The sequence below is a fragment of the Streptomyces sp. TRM68416 genome (assembly GCF_014596915.1).
Taxonomy (GTDB): Bacteria; Actinomycetota; Actinomycetes; order Streptomycetales; family Streptomycetaceae; genus Streptomyces.
In genome coordinates this window covers 44817-66971 of record NZ_JACVWU010000028.1, presented here as the reverse complement: position 1 = coordinate 66971, position 22155 = coordinate 44817, and the positions used below count along the sequence as shown (strand labels likewise).

The 22155-nt window shown below is 72.7% G+C and carries 24 protein-coding genes and 1 riboswitch; of the genes, 11 read left to right on the top strand and 13 right to left on the bottom strand.

The annotated features are described in order from the left end of the window. Positions 1–1281: an adenosylmethionine--8-amino-7-oxononanoate transaminase gene (locus ICC28_RS33845; protein ID WP_188292627.1), complete on the bottom strand. Its 1281-nt coding sequence runs from the start codon at positions 1279–1281 to the stop codon at positions 1–3. Then, entirely contained in the window at positions 1274–2443 is a 1170-nt protein-coding gene (gene bioB, locus ICC28_RS33840; RefSeq protein WP_188292626.1) for a biotin synthase BioB, read from the bottom strand. The genes ICC28_RS33845 and bioB overlap by 8 nt, the downstream gene beginning before the upstream one ends. A 147-nt stretch (positions 2444–2590) precedes the next feature. On the opposite strand from bioB, the gene ICC28_RS33835 reads away from it, so the two are divergent. Beyond that, the gene (locus tag ICC28_RS33835; protein WP_188292625.1) at positions 2591–3718 is read left to right on the top strand and encodes an 8-amino-7-oxononanoate synthase; all 1128 of its coding nucleotides are present in this window, start codon (positions 2591–2593) and stop codon (positions 3716–3718) included. A gap of 44 nt (positions 3719–3762) precedes the next feature. Here the strand turns inward: ICC28_RS33835 and ICC28_RS33830 are convergent, their stop codons facing one another. Together ICC28_RS33830 and ICC28_RS33825 are read right to left on the bottom strand one after the other, a co-directional pair. Then, positions 3763–3993, bottom strand: a complete 231-nt coding sequence (locus ICC28_RS33830; protein ID WP_188292624.1) for a DUF397 domain-containing protein — start codon at positions 3991–3993, stop codon at positions 3763–3765. Positions 3994–4002: 9 nt separating this feature from the next. Further along, positions 4003–4869: a helix-turn-helix domain-containing protein gene (locus ICC28_RS33825; protein ID WP_188292623.1), complete on the bottom strand. Its 867-nt coding sequence runs from the start codon at positions 4867–4869 to the stop codon at positions 4003–4005. 212 nt (positions 4870–5081) lie between these two features. Between ICC28_RS33825 and ICC28_RS33820 the strand changes: the two genes are divergently transcribed. Further along, a complete protein-coding gene (locus ICC28_RS33820) occupies positions 5082–5540 on the top strand; it encodes an ATP-binding protein (protein WP_188292622.1) in 459 nt (152 codons plus the stop codon). Positions 5541–5758: 218 nt separating this feature from the next. On the opposite strand, the gene ICC28_RS33815 is transcribed toward ICC28_RS33820, so the two are convergent. After that, on the bottom strand, positions 5759–6667 hold the full coding sequence (locus ICC28_RS33815) for a LysR family transcriptional regulator (protein WP_188292621.1): 909 nt from the start codon (positions 6665–6667) through the stop codon (positions 5759–5761). An 83-nt stretch (positions 6668–6750) separates the two neighbouring features. Between ICC28_RS33815 and ICC28_RS33810 the strand changes: the two genes are divergently transcribed. Continuing rightward, positions 6751–7374 carry a LysE family translocator gene (locus ICC28_RS33810; RefSeq protein WP_188292620.1) on the top strand — a complete coding sequence of 208 codons (624 nt, stop codon included), beginning with the start codon at positions 6751–6753 and terminating at the stop codon, positions 7372–7374. On the opposite strand, the gene ICC28_RS33805 is transcribed toward ICC28_RS33810, so the two are convergent. The 4 genes from ICC28_RS33805 to ICC28_RS33790 form a co-directional block, all read right to left on the bottom strand. Next, entirely contained in the window at positions 7307–7879 is a 573-nt protein-coding gene (locus ICC28_RS33805) for a DUF6328 family protein (protein WP_411158638.1), read from the bottom strand. The two genes, ICC28_RS33810 and ICC28_RS33805, sit on opposite strands and share 68 nt — an antisense overlap. 50 nt (positions 7880–7929) lie before the next feature. Beyond that, positions 7930–8403 (bottom strand): C40 family peptidase, encoded by a 474-nt coding sequence (locus ICC28_RS33800; protein WP_188292619.1) that lies wholly within the window; start codon positions 8401–8403, stop codon positions 7930–7932. A gap of 3 nt (positions 8404–8406) precedes the next feature. Next, a riboswitch (cyclic di-AMP (ydaO/yuaA leader) is annotated at positions 8407–8593 on the bottom strand. A gap of 362 nt (positions 8594–8955) precedes the next feature. Then, positions 8956–9264 carry a hypothetical protein gene (locus ICC28_RS33795; protein WP_188292618.1) on the bottom strand — a complete coding sequence of 103 codons (309 nt, stop codon included), beginning with the start codon at positions 9262–9264 and terminating at the stop codon, positions 8956–8958. A 7-nt stretch (positions 9265–9271) separates the two neighbouring features. Then, positions 9272–9916: an ATP-dependent Clp protease proteolytic subunit gene (locus ICC28_RS33790; protein WP_188292617.1), complete on the bottom strand. Its 645-nt coding sequence runs from the start codon at positions 9914–9916 to the stop codon at positions 9272–9274. Positions 9917–10023: 107 nt separating this feature from the next. On the opposite strand from ICC28_RS33790, the gene ICC28_RS33785 reads away from it, so the two are divergent. Further along, positions 10024–10302 carry a type II toxin-antitoxin system Phd/YefM family antitoxin gene (locus ICC28_RS33785; RefSeq protein ID WP_188292616.1) on the top strand — a complete coding sequence of 93 codons (279 nt, stop codon included), beginning with the start codon at positions 10024–10026 and terminating at the stop codon, positions 10300–10302. 218 nt (positions 10303–10520) lie between these two features. Here ICC28_RS33785 and ICC28_RS33780 read toward each other — a convergent pair whose 3' ends face one another. Next, positions 10521–11555, bottom strand: a complete 1035-nt coding sequence (locus tag ICC28_RS33780; RefSeq protein ID WP_188292615.1) for an ABC transporter permease — start codon at positions 11553–11555, stop codon at positions 10521–10523. A gap of 136 nt (positions 11556–11691) precedes the next feature. Here ICC28_RS33780 and ICC28_RS33775 point away from each other — a divergent pair, with 136 nt between their 5' ends. From ICC28_RS33775 to ICC28_RS33745, 7 genes are all read left to right on the top strand, one after another. Continuing rightward, positions 11692–12366, top strand: coding sequence for a TetR/AcrR family transcriptional regulator (locus ICC28_RS33775; protein ID WP_188292614.1), 675 nt, complete (start codon positions 11692–11694; stop codon positions 12364–12366). Positions 12367–12451: 85 nt separating this feature from the next. After that, positions 12452–12754, top strand: coding sequence for an urease subunit gamma (locus ICC28_RS33770; RefSeq protein ID WP_010355509.1), 303 nt, complete (start codon positions 12452–12454; stop codon positions 12752–12754). A gap of 9 nt (positions 12755–12763) precedes the next feature. Then, positions 12764–13075: an urease subunit beta gene (locus ICC28_RS33765; RefSeq protein ID WP_188292613.1), complete on the top strand. Its 312-nt coding sequence runs from the start codon at positions 12764–12766 to the stop codon at positions 13073–13075. Then, the gene (locus ICC28_RS33760) at positions 13068–14789 is read left to right on the top strand and encodes an urease subunit alpha (protein ID WP_188292612.1); all 1722 of its coding nucleotides are present in this window, start codon (positions 13068–13070) and stop codon (positions 14787–14789) included. Before ICC28_RS33765 ends, ICC28_RS33760 begins: the two co-directional genes overlap by 8 nt. Continuing rightward, entirely contained in the window at positions 14789–15463 is a 675-nt protein-coding gene (locus tag ICC28_RS33755; protein ID WP_188292611.1) for an urease accessory protein UreF, read from the top strand. Before ICC28_RS33760 ends, ICC28_RS33755 begins: the two co-directional genes overlap by 1 nt. 169 nt (positions 15464–15632) lie before the next feature. Beyond that, positions 15633–16310 carry an urease accessory protein UreG gene (gene ureG, locus ICC28_RS33750; protein WP_188292610.1) on the top strand — a complete coding sequence of 226 codons (678 nt, stop codon included), beginning with the start codon at positions 15633–15635 and terminating at the stop codon, positions 16308–16310. Then, positions 16274–17059: an urease accessory protein UreD gene (locus ICC28_RS33745; protein ID WP_188292609.1), complete on the top strand. Its 786-nt coding sequence runs from the start codon at positions 16274–16276 to the stop codon at positions 17057–17059. The genes ureG and ICC28_RS33745 overlap by 37 nt, the downstream gene beginning before the upstream one ends. 403 nt (positions 17060–17462) lie before the next feature. Here ICC28_RS33745 and ICC28_RS33740 read toward each other — a convergent pair whose 3' ends face one another. From ICC28_RS33740 to ICC28_RS33730, 3 genes are all read right to left on the bottom strand, one after another. After that, positions 17463–18188 (bottom strand): lysophospholipid acyltransferase family protein, encoded by a 726-nt coding sequence (locus ICC28_RS33740; protein WP_188292608.1) that lies wholly within the window; start codon positions 18186–18188, stop codon positions 17463–17465. Positions 18189–18340: 152 nt separating this feature from the next. Beyond that, entirely contained in the window at positions 18341–19570 is a 1230-nt protein-coding gene (locus tag ICC28_RS33735) for a PP2C family protein-serine/threonine phosphatase (protein ID WP_188292607.1), read from the bottom strand. Between the two features lie 69 nt (positions 19571–19639). Beyond that, positions 19640–22102, bottom strand: a complete 2463-nt coding sequence (locus ICC28_RS33730; RefSeq protein ID WP_188292606.1) for a SpoIIE family protein phosphatase — start codon at positions 22100–22102, stop codon at positions 19640–19642. Positions 22103–22155: the final 53 nt, after the last annotated feature.

The following is a 22155-nucleotide window of genomic DNA, read 5'->3' as shown; positions in this document are numbered from 1 at the left end:
TCAACCCTCCCGCGCCGCCGCGCACACCGCGCGCGCGATCCGCGCCACGTCCTCGTCGCCCGTGACGTACGGCGGCATCGTGTACACCAGATCCCGGAACGGCCGCAGCCACACGCCCTCCCGCACGGCCGCGGCCGTGGCCGCCGCCATGTCGACCGGGTGGTCCAGCTGGACGACCCCGATGGCGCCCAGCACGCGCACGTCCCGCACGCCCGGCAGCGCGCGCGCCGGTGCCAGTCCCTCGCGCAGCCCCGTCTCGATCCGCTTGATCTGCGCGAGCCAGTCCTGTCCCAGGAGCAGTTCGATCGAGGCGCAGGCCACGGAGGCGGCCAGCGGATTGCCCATGAACGTCGGCCCGTGCGCGAGCACCGGCACCTCGCCGCGCGAGATCCCCTCGGCCACCCGTGACGTGCACAGGGTGGCGGCCATCGTCAGATAGCCGCCGGTCAGGGCCTTGCCCACACACATGACGTCCGGCGTCACCGCCGCGTGGTCCGCCGCGAACAGCGCACCCGTCCGGCCGAACCCGGTCGCGATCTCGTCGAACACCAGCAGCACGCCGTGCGCGTCGCAGGCCTCGCGCAGCACCCGCAGATACGCGGGGGAGTGGAAGCGCATCCCGCCCGCGCCCTGCACCACCGGCTCGACGATCACCGCCGCCAGTTCGTCCGCGTGCCGCGCGATCATCGTCCGCAGGTGATCGGCGTACGCCTCCTCGTACTCCGCGGGCGGCGGATCGGCGAACACCTGGCGCTGGAGCACCCCGGCCCACAGCTCGTGCATCCCACCCTCGGGGTCGCACACCGACATCGGCTGCCAGGTGTCGCCGTGGTAGCCGCCGCGCCAGGTCAGCAGTCGCTGCTTGCCGGGGCGGCCCAGCGAGCGCCAGTACTGCAGGCACATCTTGACGGCGACCTCGACCGACACCGACCCCGAGTCGGCCAGGAAGACATGCTCCAGACCATCTGGCGACATGTCGACAAGGAGCTTCGCCAGGCGTACGGCGGGCTCGTGCGTGAGCCCGCCGAACATCACATGGCTCATCCGGCCGAGCTGCTCGCGCGCCGCCTCGTTCAGCTCCGGGTGGTTGTAGCCGTGGATCGCCGACCACCAGGAGGACATCCCGTCGACGAGTTCGCCCGAGCCGTCCGCGAGCCGCAGCCGCACCCCGCTCGCCGACTCCACGACCAGCGGCTCCTGCCGCCCCGGCATGGGCCCGTAGGGATGCCACACATGCCTGCGGTCCAGCTCCAGCAGCTCGGGCACGCCCAGGTCAGGCATTGGGCGCGAGGTCCGTTCCGGCACCGCGTCGGCGTACGGCGACGAGGTCGCTGCGGACCTCACCGGGCTCGGTCTGCGCGACCGGCGCGGAACCGCAGACTCCGCCGCCCTCGCCCGAGCCGCAGGCACTCTCCTGGGAACCGCAGCCCCCGCCCGCCGCCCGGTGCTCCGGCAGCGTCACCTGGTCGGCGCCCTCCACCTCGAAGCCGGCGTCCGCGATCATCTCCAGGTCGGCCTTGCCGGCCTGGCCCTCGCTGGTGAGGTAGTCGCCGAGGAAGATCGAGTTGGCCAGGTGCAGGGCGAGCGGCTGCATCGTGCGCAGATGGACCTCGCGTCCGCCGGCGATGCGCACCTCGACGTCGGGGCAGACGAACCGCACCATCGCCAGGATGCGCAGGCAGCGCTGCGGGGTGAGGTTCCACTCCTTGGCCAGCGGGGTGCCCTCGAACGGGATCAGGAAGTTGACCGGCACCGAGTCCGGGTCCAGCTCGCGCAGCGAGAAGACGACGTCGACCAGGTCCTCGTCACTCTCGCCCATGCCCGCGATCAGACCGGAGCAGGCGGACAGACCGGCGGCGTGCGCCTTCCGCACCGTGTCCACCCGGTCGGCGTAGGTGTGGGTGGTGGTGATCTCGCCGTAGGTGGACTCGGAGGTGTTGAGGTTGTGGTTGTAGGCGTCGGCGCCCGCCTCGCGCAGCCGCTCGGCCTGGCCGTCGGAGAGCAGCCCGAGACAGGCGCAGACCTCGACCTCCTCGTTCTGCTCCTTGATCGCCTTGATGGTGTCCGACACCCGGTCCACGTCCCGGTCGGTCGGGCCGCGCCCGCTCGCCACCAGGCAGACCCGCTTGGCGCCGCCCGCGAGCCCGGCCGCTGCGGCCTGGGAGGCCTCGTCCGGCTTGAGCCAGGTGTACTTCAGGATCCCGGCCGTCGAGCCGAGCCGCTGCGAGCAGTAGGAACAGTCCTCCGGGCACAAGCCGGACTTGAGGTTGACGAGGTAGTTCAGTTTCACCCGGCGGCCGAACCACTGCCGGCGCACCCGGCCGGCCGCGGCCACCACATCGAGCAGGTCGTCGTCGGACGTGGCGAGGACGGCCAGGGCTTCCTCGCGGGTCGGCAGCTCGCGCCGCAGCCCCTTGTCCACCAGCGTGTTCAGCAGATCCATGAGAGCTGATCCTGTCCTACGGAGTGGTCCCTGGCCAAGGAGAGTTCGCACAACAGCGGCGCTTCGAGGTGTGGGTATTGCCACACCGTGGGTGCCGGGTCGTCCCGCTAGTGTCTGTCCACTGCCTACAAAATCCCCGGAGGACCCATGGCGTTCGGCTGGATCGACGAGCAGGCCGAGCTGCGCCGCAGCGCCGGACTCGTACGGACCCTGCGCCCCCGCCCCGCCGACTCGCCGCTGCTGGACCTCGCGAGCAACGACTACCTGGGTCTGGCCCACCACCCGGAGGTCACCGAGGCGGCGGCCCGGGCCGCGCGGACCTGGGGCGGCGGCGCGACCGGCTCCCGGCTGGTCACCGGCACGACCGAGCTGCACACCGAGCTGGAACGCGAGCTGGCGGACTTCTGCGGCTTCGAGGCGGCCCTGGTCTTCTCCTCCGGTTACGCGGCCAACCTCGCCGCGGTCACCGCCCTCGGGCCGCACGGCTCACTGATCGTCTCCGACGCGGGCAACCACGCCTCGCTGATCGACGGCTGCCGGCTGGCCCGGGGCGCCACGCAGGTGGTGGCGCACGCCGAACCGGACGCCGTGCGCAAGGCCCTCAGTACGCACGACGGACCGGCGATCGCGGTCTCCGACACGGTCTTCTCGGTGGACGGCGACGCCGCCCCGCTGGCCGCGCTCGCCGCGGTGTGCCGGGAGCACGGCGCGGGACTGGTCGTCGACGACGCGCACGGCCTGGGCGTGCTCGGCGACGGCGGCCGCGGCGCTCCGCACACGGCGGGTCTGGCGGGCGCCGAGGACGTGGTCGTCACGGTCACCCTGTCCAAGTCGCTGGGCAGCCAGGGCGGAGCGGTCCTCGGTCCGGCCCGGGTGATCGAACACCTGGTCAACGCGGCCCGGACGTTCATCTTCGACACCGGACTCGCCCCCGCGGCAGCGGGGGCGGCCCTGGCGGCACTGAGGTTGCTGCGCCGCGAGCCGGAGCGGGCGGCGCGGGCGCGCGCGGTGGCGGGCGAACTGCACGCCCGCCTGACGGCCGCGGGCCATCGGGCGGTGCGTCCGGACGCCGCGGTGGTCTCGGTGCGCGCGCCGTCCCCGGAGAGTGCCGTGCGGTGGGCGGCCGACTGCCGGGCCGCGGGCCTCGCCGTGGGCTGCTTCCGTCCTCCTTCCGTTCCCGACGGCATTTCCCGGCTGAGGCTGACCGCCCGCGCGGACCTCTCCGAGGGGCAGATCGAACGCGCTGTACGGGTCGTCGGCGACACACGACCATGAGTCGGCGTGACACGGCCGTGGCTCGCGCGGGGACGGGGGACTGATCAGATCCGGCGGGCCGCGGCCGTGAACTCCGCCCAGCTTTCGGGGGAGAAGAGCAGCGCGGGTCCGGCCGGGTCCTTGGAGTCGCGTACGGCGAGCAGTCCGGCGCACGGGCCGGTCAGGGGCCGAGCCGTCTCGACGCAGTTGTTCGCTCCCGTGCTGTAGCTGCTGCGCAGCCACCGCACGCCGTGCAGATCGATACTGGAAGGTACGTTCCGAGGCAGTGCAGACATGGTGCCTCCTTACGCGCCGTCAGCTATCCCGGCGATGTAATCCAACGAGTCCTCGGGCGAAAGGGCGTGGATCCGGAGGGTGTTGAAAGCCTCCGTATAGGCCCGGAGGTCTTCTTTCCGTTCGAGGTAGAGGCTACTCGTCAAATGGTCGAGAACAACCACATCCAGATCAGAAGTGCGCGAAAATGAGAAGATAACGAAAGGTCCGGTGATGCCGACATGCGCCCCGGCCGCAAACGGCAGCACCTGGAGCCGCACTTGCGGCAACCGCCCCGCCTCCACCAGCCGCCACAACTGCCGCACCATCACATCCGGTCCGCCGATCTCCCGGTGCAGCACCGCCTCGTCCAGCACCGCGCTCAGCTCCAGCGGCGGCTCGCCCCGCAGCACCGTCTGCCGGGCCAGACGCACCTCGACCAGGGCGTCCAGACGCTCGTCCGCCTCCTCCAGACCGCCCACCGCGGCCCTGGTCACGGCACGCGCGTACTCGGGCGTCTGCAGCAGGCCCGGCACCACCGAGGTCTCCAGCGTGCGCATCGCACTCGCCTGGGACTCCAGACTGATGAAATCCCGGTACGTCGGCGGCAGCACCCCGCGATACGCATGCCACCAGTGGTGCCGGCCGGCGCCCGCGTCGTCGCCCGCCAACATCAGCAGGAGCTCGCGCAGTTGGGTGTCGCGCACGCCGTAGGCATCCAGCAGTAACCGCACATCGGCCGATTTCACGCCGCTGGCCCCGGTCTCGATCCGGCTCACCTTCGACTGGTGCCAGCCCACCAGCCGCGCCGCCTCGCCGCTGGTGAGCCCCGCACCGGTGCGCAACGCGCGCAGTTCTGCGCCCAACTTGCGGCGGCGCACCGCGGGACCGTGCTGCATGCGCTCCTCCTTACTCCAACCGGGCCGCCCAAATACGGTCTCGCGTAGCAGAGTTCACCGCTTCGAGCGACAGATATATGCATATCTTGGTGGATCGCCACCGTGACCGGCGCGGTAGTGGCAGTCTGGCGACGAAGCACCAGTCCGGGACCGTACTCGAACCATCCGCTCCGTGTCGGACTCCGGTCCCGTGGGAAAGGGACGACGTCGCCATGGCAGACCATCTGGAAGCATCCGTCACTCTGCCGAGCGATCCCGCCTCGGTCTCCGCGGCCCGCGGCTATGTCGTCGGCACCCTCGCGGAGTGGGGCCTGGCAAAGGACGCGGAGGTCGTCGAGACCATCCGGCTCATCGTCTCCGAACTCGCCACCAACGCCGTACAGCACACCTTCGGGCAGTCACCCACCTTCACGGTGGACATCGAGCTGCACCGTGACGAACAACTGCGCATCGGGGTCACCGACAGCCACCCCCGCTTCCCCAAGCGACTGCCCGCGGCCGTCCAGCAGGACAACGGTCGCGGGCTGGTCATCATCCGCTGGCTGACCGCCGAATGCGGCGGCAGACTCAGAGTCCGCCCCACCCGCGAGGGCGGCAAGACCGTCTCCATCGAACTGCCGTGGACCGTACCGGCACAGCCGGTCACGGCGGCGGGGCAGCAGGAGCCGTAGGCTCCGCCGGTCGTGCCGCGTGATGCCGTCGAGCGGGTGCGGCGTTGTCGTGGCTGGTCGCGCAGTTCCCCGCGCCCCTCTCGGGGCGCCATGGCGCCCGGCCGTAGGCTCCGCCAGGCCGTGCCGCGTCCGTCATGCCGTCGAGCGGGTGCGGCGTTGTCGTGGCCGTTCGCGCCCCGCGGTAGAGCTGCGTACAGGCCCGCGCCCCTCTCGGGGCGCTATTGCGCCCGGCCGAACGCTCCCCGCAGCAGCGCCCGAAAGACGTCCACGGTCGGTGACGTCGTGTCGGTCCGGCGGGCGACCGAGATCGTACGACGCAACTCGCCCCCTTCCAGCGCCCGCACCCCCACCGGAGTCACCGCGGTCCGCGCCACCATCTCCGGCACCACCCCGACCCCGAGCCCGGCACTGACCAGCGCGCACACCAGCGCGTACACGGGCGTCGCGACGAGCACCGACGGCGTCGCCCCGGCCCGGGCCAGCACCGCCTCCACCCCCTGCCGGGCCGGATGATCCGGCGCCATGCTGATCAGGGGCTGCCCGGCGAGCTCGGCCAACGGCAGCCGTGCGCCGCCCGAGGCGAGGGCGTGGCCGGGGGCGGTCACCAGGACCAGCTCCTCCACCAGTAGCGGCTCCAGCGCGACGGAGGCCGGCAGCGGCACCGGCTCGGCCGGCTCGTAGGTGTGGGTCAGCGCCAGATCGACCTCACCGGCGGCCACCGCGGCGACCCCGGCCGGCGGTTCATGGCTGGCGACCGTCAGCTCCACGTCCGGATGGGCCCGGCGGAACGCGCTCAGCACCGGCGGCAGCAGATGGACGCCCGCCGTCTGGAACGTGCCGAGCCGGAGCGTGCCGCCGGACAGCCCGGTCAGTCGGGCCAGTTCGTGCCGCGCCTGCTGCAGCTCGTCCAGCACCCGGCGGGCCCGAGCCACCAGCAGCTCGCCCGCCCCCGTCAGCCGCGTCCCGCGATGGTGGCGGACCAGCAGGGTCGTGCCCGCCTCCCGTTCCAGCTTGGCGAGCTGCTGGGAGAGCGCGGGCGGGGTGTAGCCCAGGCGCTCCGCGGCCCGGGTGATCGACCCGGCCTCCGCGACGGCGACCAGGGCGGCGAGCCGAGTGGGGTCGTACATGGATCCTGCCTAAAGCATCGCTTAAGGGCAGCCCAGGATACTCGTAATACCTGCTGAAGGCTGCGGAGCGGCAGGCTGGCCGCATGGACGGACAGCTTCTCGCCTTCACCGGGGTCGCGGCCGGCATGGTCGCCATGCCCGGCGCCGACTTCACCGTCGTCGTACGCAACGCCCTCGTCTCGCGCCGGGCCGGCCTCGCCTGCGCGCTGGGCATCGCGGGCGGCCTGCTGCTGCACACGGCGCTGGCGGTCGCCGGGGTCGCCGCGGTCCTGGCCGCCCTGCCCGCCCTGTTCCGTACGCTCCAATTGCTGGGCGGAGCCTACGTGCTGTACCTGGGCGCGCGGACCCTGCTGGAGCTGCGCGGGCCGCGGGCCACCGCGTCCGGCGAGGACCCCCCGGCCACGCGTCCGCTGCGGCAGGGGTTCGTCACCAACGCCCTGAACCCCAAGGCGCCCATCACCTTCCTGAGCCTGCTGCCGCAGTTCGTGCCCGCGGGCGCCCCCGCGCTGCCCCGGACGCTGCTGCTGGCCCTGATCGTGGTCGTGCTGGCGCTGCTGTGGTTCCCGGCCGTGGCGCTGCTCGTGGACCGGCTGGGCCGCCGGCTGCGTGCGCCGCGCGCCGCCCGCGCCGTCGGGGGCGTCACCGGCGCCGCGCTGACGGCTCTGGGCGCGGGGCTGCTGCTGGAGGCGGCGATGCAGGCCGGCTGACGGCCCGTCGCACGAGCCGGGGGAGCAGCCCCCACAGGCCGAGACAGGCCACCAGGGTCGCCGCTCCCGCGGCGATGCCGCCGACCCGGCCGGCCGTCACGTCCACCACGAGCGTGACGGACCCGGTGAAGGCCAGCACCAGCACCGCCATGCCGGCCGAGGCCAGCCGCGAGGACACCTGCACGATGAGCGGCTTGGCGCCCTGCTGGAAGAGCGAGCGGTGCAGGGCGGCGGGTGCGGTGAAGAGCACGGCCGCGAGGACCGAGAGCAGCAAGGTGGAGGCGTAGGTGGCGCGCTGGACCTGGTCGAGGGACGAGAAGCGCGACGTGAAGGCCAGGCTCAGCAGGAAGGCGAAGAGGATCTGCACACCGGTCTGGGTGACGCGCAGTTCCTGGAGCAGTTCGACGAAGTTGCGGTCGGCGCGTTCCAGCGGGGTCTCGTTACGTGCGGTGCAGGGGCGGTGGGCGGACATGGAGAGACGGGTGACCGGCTGAGCCCGGGTCATGCCCGGTGGGACGGCGGCAGGTCAGGGCGCCGCCGTCCCCCGGGCACCGGTCAGCTCACCCGGCCGTACCAGACCTTGCTGGTCCAGATCTTCTGCAGGCGCACCACGTCCCCGGTCTTGGGGGAGTGCCAGATCTTCCCCTTACCGGCGTAGATACCGACGTGGTACACGTTCGATCCCGAGTGGAAGAACACCAGGTCACCCGCCTTGCGGTTCTTGGCGGCGATGTGGCGCGTCTTGTTGTACTGCTGGGCCGCCGTACGGGGCAGGCTCTTGCCCGCCTTCTTGTACGAGTACAGCGTGAGCCCGGAGCAGTCGAAGCGGTGCGGGCCGGTGGCACCGTACTTGTAGGGGGAGCCCTTCTTGGACGCCGCGACCTGGAGTGCCTTCGTCGCCGGTGTGGCCGCCTCCGCTTCGGCGGCGAAGCCGGGGGCCACGATCGAGCCGCCCACGGCGGCGATCGTCATGGCCGAGGCCGTACCGGCCCGGACCATCAGCGACGGGACACGATTGAGCGCAGTCATGCGCAACCCTTCGTCAGCCGCCTGTGAAGGATGACCTGTCGGATTCGGGCTGGCGAAGTAGCCCGGCCGCGTTGCCGCGGCTTCACCCCAAGGGCTGCTCGGCCCGGACACCAGTCCGTGCCGGCGACCCGTCTTGCTTGGGTCCTCCACTCCTGCCGATCCACTCCTGTCGACTCGGTCATCCGGGCGGCGGCAGGACTCGGCGTCCGCCCGGACCGCCCCGCCGCTGCGGCGGGGGCTTGTCGTCAGACAGGGATCTTGACTCACGGATGTCCGAAAAACCCAATGGAACCGGGGATTTGTGGTGTTACTCACCACTCACCCGTTCGGGTGGACACTGGGCTGTTCGAATGACTGTCGAGGGTGCGAGGGATGCCCGGACCAGCAGCGGAACGTTCAATTCCGCCATCGGGCTACGCGCGTTGCGCAAGTGTGGCGGGCCCGCAAAAGGACGGGCGACTACGCCAAAAGGGGGTACCCCGTCTGGTCCGTTTCGACTCCGGTCCGGACGTCACGGCGAGGCGCCGGACGCCCGGACCGCAGTCGCGTGCGTCAACTGTCCGAGCGCGGGGGCACGGTGACGCGTGCGGTGCGGCGCTCCCCGTCCAGCACCCGCAGCGCACGCGCCAGCGTGGGGGCGTGCAGCTCGGTCTCGCCGCGCTGGTGCATCAGCGTCAGCGCGTCCCGCAGCTCGGCCGCCCTGCTCACCAGGGCCTGGGCCGCGCGCAGTCCGCGGTAGGTGTCGCCGTGGTGCGCGGGGTTGATCCTGCCGAGCAGGTCCACCACATCGAGGTAGCGGTCGATCAACTCGCCCTCCGCGCGCGTCAGCGCGGGCAGCGGCGGCAGCTCCGGTGGCAGCATCCGCGGCTCACCTCGCGCCGGGGGCGGGGCGGGAGGCCTTGCGGCTGGGGATGATCCCGTCCACGAGCCCGTACTCCAGCGCCCCCCGCGCGTCCAGGACCTTGTCCCGCTCGATGTCCGCGCTCACCTGCTCCGGGCTGCGCCCGGTGTGGCGTACGAGCAGCTCCTCCAGGCGGGCGCGGATGCGCGTGAGTTCGTCCGCCTGGATGGCCAGGTCGCTCGCCTGTCCCCGTACCGGTTCGGGCAGTGCGGGCTGGCTGATCACCGCACGCGCGTCCGGCAGCGCGAACCGCTTGCCCGGGGCGCCCGCGGCCAGCAGCACCGCGGCGGTGGGCCCGGCCTGCCCCAGCAGGACCGTCTCCACGTCGCACGTGACGTACTGCATCGTGTCGTAGATCGCCGACATGGCGCTGAACGAGCCGCCGGGCGAATTGACGTACAGGGAGATGTCCCGGTCCGGGTCCTTGTGCTCCAGATACATGAGCTGCGCCATCACGTCGTTGGACGCGGTGTCGTCGACCTGTGTCCCGAGGAAGACGATCCGCTCCTCCAGCAGCTTCGAGTACGGATCCATCGTCCGGGAACCGTGACTGGTGCGTTCGGTGAACTCGGGAAGGACGTAGCGGGCGGACGGTGCGGTCGGTCGGGTCATGGCGGATCCCCTCCTCGCGGCAGAGCTGTCTCTGTCTCCAGAGCTGTCTGTGTCTCCGTGGTCTCTGTAAGAAATGTACAGGATGTACAGGAGGGTATGATGGGCCTATGGCCTACGAGATTCCGGTGACGCAAGCCAGGGCTGAGCTCGCCGACCTGATCAACCGGGTGGTGTACGGCGGTGAGCGCGTCGTCGTGACGCGGCACGGCAAGCCCCTCGTCGCCCTTGTCTCCGCCGCGGACCTCGAGCGACTGGAGCAGCTCGCGGAGCCCGTGGACGAGCAGGTGATCAGCGCTGTGTCCACCGTCCGCGAAGTCGCCGCCGCGCCCCGCGAGCCGCAGCGCTTCGGGATCGCGGCGGAGCACCGGGGGCCGGGGGCCTCCTGATCGGGTCCGGTGAAGTCGGCTACGGTTCGGCAGCGCCCTGACGGGGCGCGGGGAACTGCGCGACCGGCCACGACGGCGCCGCGGGCGAACGGCACGCCGTCGCGGCACCTCCAGCGGAGCGCTTGGCTCCGGACTTCCAGCGGAGCGCTTGGCTCCGGGAGCACGACGAAGGACCGCGCGCCGCCGTCGGCGCACGGTCCTCCGGGTTGTGGTGCCGGTCAGCCGACCGGGGAGAGTTCCCTCGCGGGCGCCGGCCCGCTGCGTACGTGCTGCTGCTTCAGCCGTGCGCCCAGGGCTACGGCGCCCAGGCCGAGCGCCGCCCACCCGGCCAGCGTGAGGGCGGGGCCGGTCGCGGCGGCGCCGTCGAAGAAGGCCGTGGAGCGCAGCAGGCTCGCGCCCGCGCCCGGCGGCATCCACTGGCCGAGGGCACCCACCGGCTCGGGCAGCATCTCCGGCGCCGAGGACACGCCGGAGAACGGGTTGCCGAAGAGCATCACGACCGCCGCAGTGATGCCCACGCCGGCCGTTCCGACGAGAGCGGCCAGACCGGCGACGGCGGCGCCGACCGCGAGGGCCGCCAGGGCGAACACCCCGGCCTCCGCCCACCAGTTGCCCGTGACGACCCCCAGCCAGGAGTGCGCGACGGCGGTCGCGGCGAGGCCGACCAGCGCGGCGGAGCCGGTCAGTGCGGCCACCGCCCGGGTGCCGCGCAGCCCGAGCAGTGTCACCACCGCGCCGGCGGCGATACCGGCCAGGGCGAGCGGCAGCACGCTCGCGGTGAGGGCCGCACCGCGCGGGTCGTCGGCAGGGGCGGCCACGACGTCGACGGTCGTGACCGGGGTGCCGTCGGCCGCGGCCCGCTGGGTCACCTGCTGCTGGAGCAGTTGGGCGACGAGCGGGCTCGCGGCCGACGCGGTCAGCAGCCGGATGCCCTCGGGGGCGACGACCACCGCGCCGTATACGGTCCGGTCCTCGACGGCGGCACGGGCGGCGGCCTCGTCGGCGTAGCGGTGGATCTCGAACGCCCCCGCCTGCCGGTCCAGTTGCTCCTCCAGCCGGTCCGCGGCGGCGGCCGGACCGGCCACGCCGAGCGGCAGGTCGTGGGGTGCCGTGCGGGCGGCGGGCCAGGCGAAGGCCCACAGGGCGAGGGCGGCGAGGACCGGGACGACGACGAGGACCGCGATCAGGTGGCGCGGGGTGGCTGTCGGGCGGGCGGCCGGGCCTCGGGCGGTTGCTGCGGAGGCGGTGGACATGACGTTCCCCTTGCGTGGTTCATGGCCTCGGGCGCTGAGGCCGTTAAAGAGAAGGATCGTTCGTTTTTGTTGCGCCCTCACCGTCCTGCGGTCGGCGCCCCTTGTCAAGAAGGAACGTTCGTTTTACTTTGGGGGCATGGCCCGCGTATCCCAGGAACACCTCGACGCCCGCCGCCGGCAGATCCTCGACGGCGCCGCCCGCTGTTTCGCCCGCAACGGCTTCCACGCCACCTCCATGCAGGACGTGCTGAAGGAGGTCGACCTCTCCGCCGGCGCGGTCTACCGCTACTTCAAGGGCAAGGACGAGCTGATCGCCGCGATCGCCAACGAGGTGCTGAGCGAGGTCCGCGAGGCCTTCGAGGAGGCCACCCGGCACAGCCCGCCCCCGCCCCCTGACCTGCTGGTCGGCCGGGTGCTCGGCCGTGTCCTCGGCATCTGGGCGTCCCTGTCCGACGACGACGGGCCCGTCCTCCCGCAGCTGATCATGCAGGTCTGGGCGGAGACCGTGCGCAACCGGGAGCTGGCCGCCGTCCTGAACGAGGGGTACGCCGCGGTCCGCCAGGGCTGGGTGTCGGCCGTACGGGCCTACCAGGAGGCCGGGATGATGCGGTCGGACGTCCCCGCCGACGATGTCGCCCGGACCATGATCGCCGCCGTGCAGGGGTTCATCGCCCAGCAGTCCCTGTTCGGGCCGGTCCCCGTCGAGGCGCTCCAGAACGGTCTGCGCGCGTTGATGAGCATGGGGGAGCCGCAGCCGGGGCCCGCGGCGGATCACAGCTCGGTTAACTTGCTCGAAACCCGGTCCAACTAGCCTCCCTCCACGCCACCAGGGACTTTGCCCGTGGCTGAGGCAACCGGGCCCCGCACGGTCCGGAGCGAGGACTGTGAGGTGGGACGTGCAACTGACCCCGCACGAGCAAGAGAGGCTGCTGATCCACGTGGCGGCCGACGTGGCCGAGAAGCGCCGGGCCCGCGGACTGAAGCTCAACCACCCCGAAGCGGTCGCCCTCATCACGTCGCACATCCTCGAAGGCGCGCGGGACGGCCGGACCGTCGCCGAGCTGATGGCCTCCGGACGCAAGCTGCTCACCCGTGACGACGTCATGGAGGGCATCCCCGAGATGATCCACGACGTCCAGGTCGAGGCGACCTTCCCGGACGGCACCAAGCTCGTCACCGTCCACGACCCGATCGTCTGAGGGGCCGCGATGATTCCCGGAGAGATCCTGTTCGCCGACGGCCCCGTCGCCTACAACGAGGGCCGTGAGGTCACCCGGCTGACCGTCCTCAACTCCGCCGACCGCCCCGTGCAGGTCGGCTCCCACTACCACTTCGCCGAGGCCAACCCCGGCCTGGACTTCGACCGCGCCGCCGCCCGCGGCAAGCGGCTGAACGTCGCCGCCGGCACCGCCGTGCGCTTCGAGCCCGGGATCCCCGTCGACGTCGAACTCGTCCCGCTGGCCGGCGCCCGTGTCGTACCCGGTCTGCGCGGGGAGACCGGAGGTGCCCTCGATGCCTGAGATCTCGCGTGCCGCCTACGCCGACCTGTTCGGCCCGACCACCGGTGACCGCATCCGGCTCGCCGACACCGACCTGCTCGTGGAGATCGAGGAGGACCGTTCCGGCGGCCCCGGACTCGCCGGCGACGAGGCCGTGTTCGGCGGCGGCAAGGTCATCCGCGAGTCCATGGGCCAGTCGCGTGCTACGCGCGCAGACGGCACCCCCGACACGGTGATCACCGGTGCCGTGATCGTCGACCACTGGGGCATCGTCAAGGCCGACGTCGGCATCCGCGACGGCCGGATCACCGGCATCGGCAAGGCCGGCAACCCCGACACCATGGACGGCGTCCACCCGGACCTGGTCATCGGCCCCGAGACCGAGGTCATCGCGGGCAACGGGCGCATCCTGACCGCCGGAGCCGTCGACGCCCACGTCCACTTCATCTGCCCGCAGATCGCCGACGAAGCGCTCGCGGCGGGCATCACGACGCTGATCGGCGGCGGTACCGGACCGGCCGAGGGCTCGAAGGCGACGACCGTGACGCCCGGCCCCTGGCACCTGGCCCGGATGCTGGAGGCGATGGAGGAACACCCCGTCAACTTCGGCCTGTTGGGCAAGGGCAACACCGTCTCGCACGAGGCGATGCTGTCGCAGATCCGCGGCGGTGCGCTGGGACTCAAGCTGCACGAGGACTGGGGCTCGACGCCGGCCGTCATCGACGCCTCGCTGACCGTGGCCGACCGGACGGGCATTCAGATCGCCATCCACACGGACACGTTGAACGAGGCCGGGTTCGTCGGCGACACCCTCGCCGCGATCGCCGGACGCGGCATCCACGCGTACCACACCGAGGGCGCGGGCGGCGGACACGCGCCCGACATCATGACCGTGGTCTCCGAGCCGCACGTGCTGCCGAGCTCCACGAACCCGACGCGGCCGTTCACCGTCAACACCGCCGAGGAACACCTCGACATGCTGATGGTCTGCCACCACCTCAACCCCGCGGTGCCCGAGGACCTCGCCTTCGCCGAGTCCCGGATCCGGCCCTCCACGATCGGGGCCGAGGACATCCTGCACGACCTCGGCGCGATCTCGATCATCTCGTCCGACTCGCAGGCCATGGGCCGGGTCGGCGAGGTCGTCATGCGGACCTGGCAGACGGCCCACGTCATGAAGCGACGCCGGGGCGCGCTGCCGGGGGACGGGCGCGCGGACAACCTGCGGGTGCGGCGGTACGTGGCCAAGTACACGATCAATCCGGCGATCGCGCAGGGGCTGGCCGGGGAGATCGGATCGGTGGAGAGCGGCAAGCTCGCCGACCTGGTGCTGTGGGAGCCGGCGTTCTTCGGCGTCAAGCCGCACCTCGTCGTCAAGGGCGGGCAGATCGCGTACGCGCAGATGGGCGACGCCAACGCCTCCATCCCGACCCCGCAGCCGATCCTGCCGCGGCCGATGTTCGGCGCGATCGGACGGGCGCCGGGCTCCAACTCCGTGAACTTCGTGGCGCCCCTCGCCATCGAGGACGGGCTGCCGGAGCGGCTCGGGCTCACGAAGAGGTTCGTCGCCATCGAGTCCACGCGCGGGGTGACCAAGGCCGACATGCGGGAGAACGACGCCCGGCCGCAGGTGCGGGTGGATCCCGACAGCTTCGCCGTGCACATCGACGGGGAGCTCGTCGAGGCGACTCCGGCCGCCGAACTGCCCATGGCCCAGCGGTACTTCCTCTTCTGATGTCCAGGGCAGCGCTACTCGTCCTGGCCGACGGCCGCTTTCCCGCCGGAGGGCATGCGCACTCCGGCGGGGCGGAGGCGGCCGTCGGGGCCGGGCGGATCACCGGGGCCGCGAGCCTGGAGGACTTCTGCCGGGGGCGGCTGCACACGGCGGGACGGGTGGCCGCCGCGCTGTCCGCGGCCGCCGTACTCGGGGCGGATACCGTGGAGTTGGACACGGCGGCCGACGCGCGGACGCCGTCGCCGGCCTTGCGGGTCGCCGCGCGGAAGCTGGGGCGGCAGTTGATGCGGGCCGCGCGGGCGACGTGGCCTTCGGCCGAACTCGACGCGCTGGCGCGGGAGTTTCCCAAGGGGGCGCATCAGCCCGTGGTACTGGGGCTCGCGGCCCGGGCGGCGGGGCTGGGGGCTTCGGATGCCGCGTACTGTGCGGCCTACGAGAGTGTGAGCGGGCCCGCGTCGGCGACCGTGCGGCTGTTGAGTCTCGACCCGTTCGACGCCACGGGGGTGTTGGCGCGGTTGGCGGGGGAGGTGGACCTCGTCGTGGATGCGGCGGTGGAGGCGGCGCGGCGGGTCGCCGACGACGGAGTGGACGCGCTGCCGGCGGCGTCCGCTCCGCTGCTGGAGATCTCGGCGGAGGTGCATGCGGGGTGGCCTGTGCGGTTGTTCGCCTCGTGAGTCTTCTCGCCCCCGCCGCCCCTACCCGTCCCGTCCTGAAGGGGCGCTGCCCCTTCGACCCCGCCAGGGGGCTCCGCCCCCTGGACCCCCATCGGCCTGAACGGCCTCGTCCTCAAACGCCGGACGGGCTGGATGGTGCAGCCCCCTCTCTGATCCAGGAGCCGTAGTCATGCATCTCGACCACTCTCACGACGGTCCCGCCGCTGTCAGTGCCGACGCGCGTCGTCCGGACGGGTCCCGTCGGGCCCTGCGGATCGGGCTCGGGGGGCCCGTCGGGTCCGGGAAGACCGCTACTGTGGCGGCGTTGTGCCGGGCGCTGCGGGACGAGTTGTCGCTCGCCGTCGTCACCAATGACATCTACACGCGCGAGGACGCCGAGTTCCTGCTGCGGGAGGCCGTGCTGCCGCCCGAGCGGATCACCGCGGTGGAGACGGGGGCCTGCCCGCACACCGCGATCCGGGACGACATCTCCGCCAACCTCGAAGCGGTCGAGGACCTGGAGGACGAGGTCGGCCCGCTGGACCTGATCCTGGTGGAGTCCGGCGGGGACAACCTCACCGCGACCTTCTCCAAGGGGCTCGTGGACGCGCAGATCTTCGTGATCGACGTCGCGGGCGGGGACGACATCCCGCGCAAGGGCGGCCCCGGCGTCACCACCGCCGACCTGCTCGTGGTCAACAAGACCGACCTCGCCCCGCACGTCGGCTCCGACCTCGGACGGATGGCCGCCGACGCCAAGGCGCAGCGCGCCGAACTGCCGGTCGTCTTCCAGTCGTTGCGGGCCGAGGGCGGGGTCCGGGAGGTCGCCGCATGGGTGCGCGCACAGCTCGCCGCGTGGTCGGCGTGACCGGGGTCGCCGCCACCGCGAGGATCGGCGCCCGCGCCGACGGGCGGGGCGGTACCTCGCTGCCGGTGCTGGAGGGCGACGGACCGCTGGCGCTGCGGCGCACGCGGGGCAGCGGTGCCGAGGCGCGGGTCATGCTCGTCGGCGCGATGAGCGGACCGCTCGGCGGCGACCGCTTCGCGGTGGAGGCCGACGTGGCCGACGGGGCCCGGCTGCGCGTCGGCTCGGCCGCCGCGACCATCGCGCTGCCGGGACAGGCCAAGGGCGAGTCCCGCTACGACGTCCGGCTCAGCGTGTCCGACGGGGGCGAACTGCACTGGCTGCCCGAACAGTTGATCTCCGCGCGGGGCAGCGACCTGTACGTCACCACCCGCGCCGACCTCGGTGCCGGGGCCCGGCTGGTGCTGCGGGAGGAGCAGGTGCTCGGACGCGCGGGCGAGGACCCCGGGCGGCTCACCAGCCGGCTGACGGTACGGATCGCCGGACGCCCCGTCCTCGACCAGGAGCTGTCCTGCGGCCCGGGCGCCCCCGGCGGCTGGGACGGCCCCGCCGGTCTGTCCGGTCACCGAGCCGTCGGCCAACTCGTCGTGGTCCGGCCGGAATTCGCCACCCACCCCGTAGCGCCCCGCGTCCTCGCGGAGAACGCCGCCCTCGTCCCTCTCCCCGGCCCCGCCGCCCTGGTGACGGCCGTGGCCCCGGACGCCCTGATCCTGCGCCGCCTACTGGACGAGGCACTCGCTTCCCTCACCTGAACCCCACCACCTGCGGCACGACTTGCCGCCCGCCTCGCCTCGCCACGCTGACCAGCCGAAGCCCGCGTCCGCGGCGATACCGGACTGCGCGCGGCTTGGACCCTATCCGTGCGGCCCGGTTGCGTTGGCCGTGGTGGCGCCCTGCTCTCCGTGCGCGGCGATACCGGACCGCGTGCGCGGCCCGGGCGTCATCCGTGCCGCCCCCGTCGCGTCGACCGCGCGATGTCCTGCCGCCCATGCGCGGCGGCGTCGGACATCGCGCGCGACCTGGGCCTCATCCGTGTCCGCCTCGCGTCGACCATGCCGACGCCCGGCCTCGTACACAACGACACCGAAAACCCCGCATGACCCGCACGACCCGCACGTCGTCGTCCGTGCCACCCCCGCTGCCCGGCCGACCCCCTCAGCCGAGCCGCATCTTCGGGAACCGGCGCTCCTTGAGCTCGCCCGCTGCGGCCTGCTCCGCCTTGGCGACGGCCGCGTACTGGTCGACGTACTCCTGTTCGGAGAGGGACAGGATGGCGTACATGATCTCGTCGGTGACGGCGCGGAGGATGGCCTTCTCGTTCTCCATGCCGGCGTAGCGGGAGAAATCGAGGGGGGCGCCGAAGCGGATGCCGACGGGGCGGATGTGGGGGATGACCTTGCCCGGCGGCTGGGCCTCGAAGGTGCCGATCATCGCGCACGGGATCACCGGGACCTGCGCCTTGAGGGCCATGACCGCGACGCCGACCTTGCCCTTGTACAGGCGGCCGTCGTGCGAGCGGGTGCCCTCCGGGTAGATGCCCAGGAGTTCGTTCTTGCGCAGGACGCCGAGGCCCTCGCGGATCGCGGCCTGACCCGCCTCCTTGCCCGAGCGGTCGACCGGGATCTGGCCGGCGCTGCGGAAGAAGAACGCGGTGAGACGGCCCTTGAGGCCGGGGCCGGTGAAGTACTCGGCCTTCGCGAGGAAGGTGATGCGCCGCTTGAGGATGGCGGGCATCAGGAAGTGGTCCGAGAACGACAGGTGATTCCCGGCGACGATCGCGGCACCGGTGGGCGGTACGTGTTCGAGGCCTTCGATCCGGGGTCTGAAGACCAGTCTCAACAGAGGGCCCAACAACACGTACTTGAGCAGGTAGTAGAACAAGGGATCGCTCCTCTACTCCGGCGGAACGGCTCAACTGCCCTGTTGCGGCAGGTCAACCGGCGTGTTGTGGGGCCTGTCAGTGTAGGCGCACGGACAGGAGCCCGGAACCGGGCCCGGACTGTCTGGCCCGGACGACCTTCTTGACAGTCTGCTCACAGCCGTACAACCACCAGCGCGGTGTCGTCCGTGGCGCCGCCCGGTGGGAGCAGCTCCAGCAGGACCGCGTCCGCGAGGACCTCGGGCGCGTCGTGGCAGTGGCGGACGAGGGAGTCGGCGAGCCGGTCGAGACCCGCGTAGATGTCCTCCCCCCGGCGCTCCACCAGACCGTCCGTGTACAGCACGAGCGTGGCCCCGTCGGCGAACTCCGTCTCCGCCTGCGGCCGGGGGACCGGGTCGGGGCGGGCGTCGAGCGGCGGGTCGGTGGCGCGGTCGAGGAACTCCACGCGGCCGTCGGGATGGAGCAGCACGGGCGGCGGGTGGCCGGCGCTGCTGTAGGTGATGCGATGGTGGTCGAAGTCGACGAACGTGGTGACCGCGGTGGCCGATTCCGCGCCGTCCACGACATGGGCGTACCGGCCGAGCACGTCGAGCGCCTGGGCGGGACCGTCGGCGACGCGGGAGGTCGCGGTGAGCGCGCTGCGCAGCTGGCCCATGACTCCGGCGGCGGCCAGACCGTGTCCGACCACGTCGCCCACGGAGACGCCGATGCGGTTGCCGCCCACCAGGTCGACCAGGTCGTACCAGTCGCCGCACACGTTCAGCGAGCCGACCGCGGGCCGGTAGCGCACCGCGGCCCGGTGGTGGGCCGCGTGCCGGCCGGCGGGCAGCATGGCCTCCTGGAGGGCGAGCGCCACCTCGCGTTCGCGGGCGTGGGCCTGGCGCAGCCGGTCGTTGAGCTCCTGGAGTTCCCGGGCGCGGGTGTACAGCTCGGCCTCCAGCACCCGGGCGCGGCTGCCGCTCGGGCCGCCGCGGGCCCGGATCAGCGCGGTGACCTCCTCGACCCGGTGCACCAGCAGCACGACCTCGCCGTCCGGGCCGAGCACCGGGGCGTTGACCGGGCTCCAGTAGCGCTCCTCCCAGTGTCCGGGCCGGTCGGCCCGCTCCACGTCGTAGCGCTGGAGGGCCATGGCGTCCCGCTCGCCGGTGGCCACCACGCGGCGCAGCGAGGCCGACAGGTTGCGCATGCCGGTCGCGGCGGGGTCGCCCGGGTTGTCGGGGAAGACGTCGAACAGGTAGGCGCCCAGGAGGTCCTGGCGGCTCCGGCCGGAGTGCTGGAGGAAGTCGTCGTTGACATCCGCGAATTCGAACTCGGGCGTCAGCAGGGCCACCATGCCGGGCAGGGCCCGGAAGACCGCCGCGTAGTCGATCGCCTTGTCGTTCATGACCTCCGCCTTACCACCGGAACCTCACCAGTTTTGCATGGTGTGCACCATATGTGCCGGAATCGTGGGTCACTCCGCCGGATCGGTGAGGGACTGCTCGGCCCAGATGATCTTCCCCTCGGGGGTGAAACGGGTGCCCCACTGCTGGGCGAGCTGGGAGACCAGCAACAGCCCGCGGCCGCCCTCGTCGGTGGTCCGCGGATGGCGCAGATGGGGCGCGGTCGCGCCGCCGTCGAAGACCTCGCAGACCAGCGTGCGCTCCCTGATCAGCCGGAGCCGGATGGGATCGGTGGCGTACCGGATGGCGTTGGTGACCAGCTCGCTGACGACCAGCTCGGTGGCGAAGATCAGATGCTCAAGACCCCATTCGGTGAGCCGGCGGGCGGCCTCCTTGCGGGCGTCGGCGACCACGGCGGGGTCCTGCGGCAGCTCCCAGACCGCCACCTGGTCCGCGCCCAGGAGCCGGGTGCGGGCCATGAGCAGCGCCACGTCGTCGTGCGGCCGGTCCGGGACCAGCGCGTCCACCACTGCCCGGCAGCGCAGCGCCGGCGGGCCCGCGCTGTTCTCCAGGGCGGGCCGCAGCCGGTCCCGGCCCGCGTCGACGGCCCAGTGGTCCCCGTCGCGCGCCAGCAGACCGTCCGTGTGCAGGGCGAGGATGCTGCCCTCGGCCAGCACCAGCTCGACCGACTCGAACGGCGGGCCGCCCACGCCGAGCGGCGGCCCCTGCGGCACGTCGACGAAGGTGACGGCGCCGTCGGGCCGGACGACGGACGGCGTGGGATGACCGGCGGCGGCCATCGTGCACCGGCCGTCGACGGGGTCGTACACCACGTACACACAGCCGGAGCCCACCGCCTGCGTGCTGTCGCCTCCCTCGCCGTCCGGCACGACCCCCTCGTCCCGCGCCGACCGCGCCACCAGGTCGTCGAGGTGCGCGAGCACCTCCTCCGGCGGCAGGTCCAGGGCCGCGAGGGTCCGTACGGCGGTACGCAGGCGGCCCATGGCCGCGGCGGCGCCGATGCCGTGGCCGGGCACCTCGCCCACCACCAGCGCGACGCGCGCCCCGGACAGCGGCACGACGTCGTACCAGTCGCCGCCGATGCCGGTCAGCTCGTCGGCGGGCCGGTAGCAGGCGGCGACCTCCACCGCGTCCTGCTCGGGCAGCCGGTGGGGGAGCAGGCTGCGCTGGAGCACCAGGGCGGCCTCGCGCTCGCGGGTGTAGCGCCGGGCGTTGTCCATGCAGACCGCCGCCCGGGACACCAGGTCCTCCGCCAGCCGCAGGTCGTCCTCGTCGAACGGCTCCTGACGGCGCCGCCGGAAGAAGGCCGTGACACCCAGGGTGACGCCCCGCGCGCGGACCGGCACGATGATCACGCTGTGCAGCCCCAGCTCCCGGAACGTGGCCTGCCGGCCGCCGGGGGCGTCCGTCGCCCAGGTCCGGGCGAGCGGGTCCAGCCGCGCTTGCCGCCAGGAGCGGCCTGTGATCAGACACCGGATGGGCGGCGAGCCGGCCAGATAGGTGGCACCCCGGCCGACGCCGACGACGGCCTCCGGCACCCCCGCCTCCACCGACTGGTGGCCCGCCCGCCGCAGCCGTACCGCGTCGGTGTCGCTCAGCGGCCCCGGCGTGGGCTCCCCGCCCGACAGCACCGACTCCAGCAGGTCCACGGCGACGAAGTCCGCGAACTCCGGCACGGCCGCGTCGGCCAGCTCCTGGGCCGTCCGTACGACGTCCAGCGTGCGGCCGATGCAGCGCCCCGCCCGGTCCAGCAGGTCCAGGCGCTGCCGGGCCCGGTGCCGCTCGGTGATGTCGAGGACCGTGTAGTACACGCCCATCGGGCGGCCCCGGTCGTCGTCCAGGCGGGTGAACGACATCATGTGCGCCGTCTCCCGGTGCGGCGCGGAGCGGACGTGGCCCACATGCTCGTAGCCGACCACCGCCTCGCCGGTCTCCAGCACCCGCCGCATCTGCGCCTCCACCGCCGCGGCGTCCAGGCCCGGCTGGATGTCGGCCAGCCGGCGCCCCAGCCGCTGGTGCGCGGGACCGCCGCCGAACCGCGCCAGCGCCGCGTTGGACCACACGAACCTCAGATCCGTGTCCACGATCGCTATGCCGACGGGCGACCGGGCGACCATCTGCTCCAGCACCGCGCGGCTCATGTCCCAGCCGGGCGCCTCGGCCATCTCCGACAGCAGCACCAGCCAGCGCGCCGTACCGCCCGGCTCCGGCGCCGCGACGATCCGCGCCATCACCCGGACCGCCCGGCCGTCCTTGGCCCGGGCGGTGAGCAGCCCCGACCAGCAGCCGTCCGGGCGACACTGCTCGGTCAGCTCCCTCAGCCGCGCCGCGTCCTGGGCGGCCAGCACACCGGCCACCGGCGTGCCCACCATGTCCGCGGCCGTGTACCCCAGCAGCCGCTGGGCGCCGCCGGTCCAGCCGGTCACCACGCCCCGGGCGTCGAGCAGCACGGGAGCGGCATCGGCCACGTCGAACCGATGCCGGGCAACACCCTGCTCCTCATGTGCGGCCACGGCCGACCTCTCTGTCGCTGAGAGTGGTCTACCACCTCTGACCCCAGTGTTCA

Bases quoted from the DNA above. Each gene is read 5' to 3' on its own strand.
- ICC28_RS33780 (WP_188292615.1), bottom strand. From the start codon at position 11,555: ATGTCCACCGCCTCCGCAGCAACCGCCCGAGGCCCGGCCGCCCGCCCG.
- ureG (WP_188292610.1), top strand. From the start codon at position 15,633: ATGCATCTCGACCACTCTCACGACGGTCCCGCCGCTGTCAGTGCCGAC.
- ICC28_RS33775 (WP_188292614.1), top strand. From the start codon at position 11,692: ATGGCCCGCGTATCCCAGGAACACCTCGACGCCCGCCGCCGGCAGATC.
- ICC28_RS33760 (WP_188292612.1), top strand. From the start codon at position 13,068: ATGCCTGAGATCTCGCGTGCCGCCTACGCCGACCTGTTCGGCCCGACC.
- ICC28_RS33735 (WP_188292607.1), bottom strand. From the start codon at position 19,570: ATGAACGACAAGGCGATCGACTACGCGGCGGTCTTCCGGGCCCTGCCC.
- ICC28_RS33805 (WP_411158638.1), bottom strand. From the start codon at position 7,879: ATGACCCGGGCTCAGCCGGTCACCCGTCTCTCCATGTCCGCCCACCGC.
- ICC28_RS33825 (WP_188292623.1), bottom strand. From the start codon at position 4,869: ATGCAGCACGGTCCCGCGGTGCGCCGCCGCAAGTTGGGCGCAGAACTG.
- ICC28_RS33765 (WP_188292613.1), top strand. From the start codon at position 12,764: ATGATTCCCGGAGAGATCCTGTTCGCCGACGGCCCCGTCGCCTACAAC.
- ICC28_RS33790 (WP_188292617.1), bottom strand. From the start codon at position 9,916: ATGACCCGACCGACCGCACCGTCCGCCCGCTACGTCCTTCCCGAGTTC.
- bioB (WP_188292626.1), bottom strand. From the start codon at position 2,443: ATGGATCTGCTGAACACGCTGGTGGACAAGGGGCTGCGGCGCGAGCTG.
- ICC28_RS33845 (WP_188292627.1), bottom strand. From the start codon at position 1,281: ATGCCTGACCTGGGCGTGCCCGAGCTGCTGGAGCTGGACCGCAGGCAT.
- ICC28_RS33745 (WP_188292609.1), top strand. From the start codon at position 16,274: ATGGGTGCGCGCACAGCTCGCCGCGTGGTCGGCGTGACCGGGGTCGCC.
- ICC28_RS33795 (WP_188292618.1), bottom strand. From the start codon at position 9,264: ATGCTGCCACCGGAGCTGCCGCCGCTGCCCGCGCTGACGCGCGCGGAG.
- ICC28_RS33820 (WP_188292622.1), top strand. From the start codon at position 5,082: ATGGCAGACCATCTGGAAGCATCCGTCACTCTGCCGAGCGATCCCGCC.
- ICC28_RS33785 (WP_188292616.1), top strand. From the start codon at position 10,024: ATGGCCTACGAGATTCCGGTGACGCAAGCCAGGGCTGAGCTCGCCGAC.
- ICC28_RS33815 (WP_188292621.1), bottom strand. From the start codon at position 6,667: ATGTACGACCCCACTCGGCTCGCCGCCCTGGTCGCCGTCGCGGAGGCC.
- ICC28_RS33755 (WP_188292611.1), top strand. From the start codon at position 14,789: ATGTCCAGGGCAGCGCTACTCGTCCTGGCCGACGGCCGCTTTCCCGCC.
- ICC28_RS33800 (WP_188292619.1), bottom strand. From the start codon at position 8,403: ATGACTGCGCTCAATCGTGTCCCGTCGCTGATGGTCCGGGCCGGTACG.
- ICC28_RS33835 (WP_188292625.1), top strand. From the start codon at position 2,591: ATGGCGTTCGGCTGGATCGACGAGCAGGCCGAGCTGCGCCGCAGCGCC.
- ICC28_RS33830 (WP_188292624.1), bottom strand. From the start codon at position 3,993: ATGTCTGCACTGCCTCGGAACGTACCTTCCAGTATCGATCTGCACGGC.
- ICC28_RS33810 (WP_188292620.1), top strand. From the start codon at position 6,751: ATGGACGGACAGCTTCTCGCCTTCACCGGGGTCGCGGCCGGCATGGTC.